This window comes from Gluconacetobacter sp., from assembly GCF_047721585.1.
Taxonomy (GTDB): Bacteria; Pseudomonadota; Alphaproteobacteria; order Acetobacterales; family Acetobacteraceae; genus Gluconacetobacter; species Gluconacetobacter dulcium.
The window spans coordinates 1-3,165 of the sequence record NZ_JBDNXE010000225.1 but is presented as its reverse complement, the minus strand read 5'-3'; the positions used below and the strand labels follow the sequence as shown (position 1 = coordinate 3,165).

The following is a 3,165-nucleotide window of genomic DNA, read 5'->3' as shown; positions in this document are numbered from 1 at the left end:
AAAAGCCGCCTGACTATTGAACCACAAACTCTCCGGTAAACCCGGGGCGGTTCAGCCTATTCCCAGGAAGCTCAGAACGACCTCAACACAATCTACGAACAGGTTCTCGGCCGAGGGATCGATCCCTCTGGTCTTGCCACAGCCCAGCAGACCCTCGTCAACGGCGGGTCCCTTCAGGATGTGCGCTCCGTAACGGCATATTGCCAGGAAGCCCAGAACGATCTGGGAACAGCGTATACATTCTTTACCGGTACATCACTGCAACAGGCGCTCCTCACAAACTATGAAGGCGGCCTCGCCAACGGAAGCTCTATAAATCAGATCTTCCAAAACATGTCCGTCCTGCCAGAAGCCGACAGCATCTATCAAACCATTTATAGTGACTGGGGACAACTCGCCCCCACAAACACCGAACTTGGGACCATGGCGAACGCCATGGCCAACATACACTGGGCATGGACAGTCGTCAGTAATCAGTCACTGGATCAATTGCAGCAGGAGGCATCAGTCTATCAGGCTCCCACGTCAGTGGCTTTCCGTGACGTCATCGCAGACATCGCCTCTTCCTCCTCCCAGGCGATTGGCGCCGAGGCAAATGTCCTGATTAATCCTTATCTGGAAACGACGTCTGATCCTGACGAGGCACGGTCCTTTATCGCCGAAGGGGGAGAAAACGCGGGAGCCGCAGTCATCGATGAAACTACCGTCCTGGTCGAACTGAGGGAAATCGAAAGTGAAAATCAGAAGGACTGCGATCCCGTTCAATTCCGCAACAAATGGAATGACGACGTAATCTCCAATAATGACGTCAAGGCCGCAAACCAGACCTTCGGCGACGTCAATGGGGTACCCTGGAAGCAGATTTACAAGGACCAGGGCATCCAATGGAAAACGAAGACCAGCGGAACCACCAGCGACCAGCAGGGCCTGCCGTACGAGGCGTGGGTGCAGAGCCAACTTAATCCGACGCAAAACCCCGCCGGAGTCGTGTGGTTGCAGGATGAAAAATCGAACTGGAAAGTTTTTGATCACTGGGGTGAGAAGAACTCAATCGCAACGAGCGACAAGACGATCAACCTGGCAGCGGACAGCTATCGGAACAATCCTTATGCCGTCGCCGCGCGCGTCACAGCCAGTGTCATAAAGATGACCAAGTATGAGACCGACAGGTCACCAAGTACTATACCTCTAGATGATAAATTGGTCTTTACACAAGACGATATAAAGAGCTATAGTCTCGACTTAGCCGTTCCTTGGGTTGAAGATCCCACAAAGATGGACCAACAACTCAGCAAGGAATGGCAAGAACTCTGCTATGCCTATCATGAGTCTTTCAACCTCGTGGCTCCCACCGGAAAGTCCCTGATCTTTACTATCAACACGGTAAAAGCATGAAAAAGCCGAAACCCGGTCCAGATCCAAAGAACAAATGGCGTCCTTTTGGGACAAAACGGAAATCATGCGAAGTAAGCCGCTCGGGAAAGTGGATTGCTATCGTATCGGAGGAAATTTGGGCTGGGTTATTTTTCTCCCGAACCGGACTTGCTATCCACGCTTCCCGCGACGTAACGCCGGAATGGATCGGCTCACAGGTCAGAAGGGCGCTCGAAACCAGCGAGTATTGCGTGCCGGAAGACGCTCCACCTTTCGACATGCAAGAACTTGCTGCGATGAAACAGGCATCCTCGGTCCGCCGCGTTGCCTTCTGGGACGAAGTTGCAGCCACTTACGGCTACAAGAACCGCGAGGCTACTTGGAATAAATATGACTGTCTTTTCATTTCGTGGTTTTACGAAACGGAACCGGATATTATCATCAAAGCTTCCAAAAGCTCCGCAGGCGGCCACCATACCGCGTGGCCAAGAGACATGAACGAAGGCCGAGTGTTCCACGTTCCCTTCACAGCCTCGGATGAGGCAATCGGCAATACCGTCTTACAGGCCCTCGCCAAATGCGAAGGACCGGGCAAGTCAACGCAACCCGTCTTTCCCTGAAGCAGGCCTGCGGAATAGTTTCGTCGTGGGATATCGATCAGCGTTTCATTTCATTGTTTTGAATTTATTCGATTTTTATTATCGTTTTTTCCATCAATACACTTCGCGTGCATTTAAAATATTTATCGGAACGGTATCGGAAAGAACGAATATAAGGCAAGGGTGGCAGCGTAGGCTGATCACCAATGTTATAAAATTCGGCGCAAAGGCGGGAGTCGCCGAGTGTAGCCTGACATTAGGCAAAGCCTATCTAAACAACCGGATATTTCCTCGATCCGACTACGATGCGGCCTATTGGCTATATAAGAGCGCCCTGCTCGGTAATTCCGAAGCCCAATATCTCCTCGGATTACTCTATTTATCCGGCCTTCCAATGGAGAGGGTTTCTTCGGAATACCTGGGCACACCCTGGTCTCAACCAAAGCGGCCCAGTCTCGAAGAGGGAACAAGGTGGCTCAAGCGAGCTTCGGACCAAGGCCACGCGCCTGCATCTGGAAAACTTGGAGATATTCTTATAAACGGGCCTCAAAATATAAGAAACATTGGAGAAGGTCTTCGTCTTCTTCTCTTCGCAGCAAAAAAAGATGTTCAGTTAGCCCAGTTTATTCTTGGAAACTATTTTATCGGGATCGCAGCGGATGACGAGTCGATACGTCGCGTAGCTGCTGCATATGTTTTCCGATCCGCATCTCAGGGCTATCCGTCCGCCGTTTACGTCAAGGGACTGCTCCTCGAGAGCGGCTTTGGCATAGCACGCGATCGAAAGGCTGCTGCCCAGTGCTTCAAAGTGGCGTCTGAATTTAATATCCCAGAAGCGCTAAGAAGTTACGCAAAAGAACTCATATCCGGAGAGTTCGTTGCAAAGAACATCTTATTGGCAGAAACCATCTTGCGGAAATCAGCGCGTGCCGGAGATGTAGAGTCGGCGAAGATGTTGTCTCAATATTATACTGATGGGCTATTTTTTCACAAAAATCAGATAGAAGCCTCTTTCTGGAAACAGAGGGTGCTTTCTGTCCATCATAAAACAATTCTCACACCTTAATGGATCATAACCTTTCTTGCGCACATGGCTCCTCCAAAAATCGGCGCAAAGCAATACAAAACACACATCGTATTGCCGGCCATCCGCGTTTGCGGGCCGAAATTATGGTTCGCGCATGCCATCGGT

General features: G+C 50.6%; 3 protein-coding genes. All 3 read left to right on the top strand.

Going from position 1 to position 3,165, the window contains the following annotated elements; genetic code table 11:
- Positions 1–180: 180 nt before the first annotated feature.
- Genes ABF821_RS20505 through ABF821_RS20495 form a run of 3 tightly spaced genes read left to right on the top strand, consistent with a single transcriptional unit; the run spans position 181 to position 3,039 of the window.
- Positions 181–1,395, top strand: coding sequence for a hypothetical protein (locus ABF821_RS20505; RefSeq protein ID WP_415509747.1), 1,215 nt, complete (start codon positions 181–183; stop codon positions 1,393–1,395).
- A complete protein-coding gene (locus tag ABF821_RS20500; RefSeq protein WP_415509746.1) occupies positions 1,392–1,994 on the top strand; it encodes a contact-dependent growth inhibition system immunity protein in 603 nt (200 codons plus the stop codon). Before ABF821_RS20505 ends, ABF821_RS20500 begins: the two co-directional genes overlap by 4 nt.
- Before the next feature lie 25 nt (positions 1,995–2,019).
- Positions 2,020–3,039, top strand: a complete 1,020-nt coding sequence (locus tag ABF821_RS20495; RefSeq protein ID WP_415509745.1) for a tetratricopeptide repeat protein — start codon at positions 2,020–2,022, stop codon at positions 3,037–3,039.
- Positions 3,040–3,165: the final 126 nt, after the last annotated feature.

Excerpts from the sequence above, each read along its gene's own strand:
- ABF821_RS20500 (WP_415509746.1), top strand. The coding sequence starts at position 1,392 with ATGAAAAAGCCGAAACCCGGTCCAGATCCAAAGAACAAATGGCGTCCT.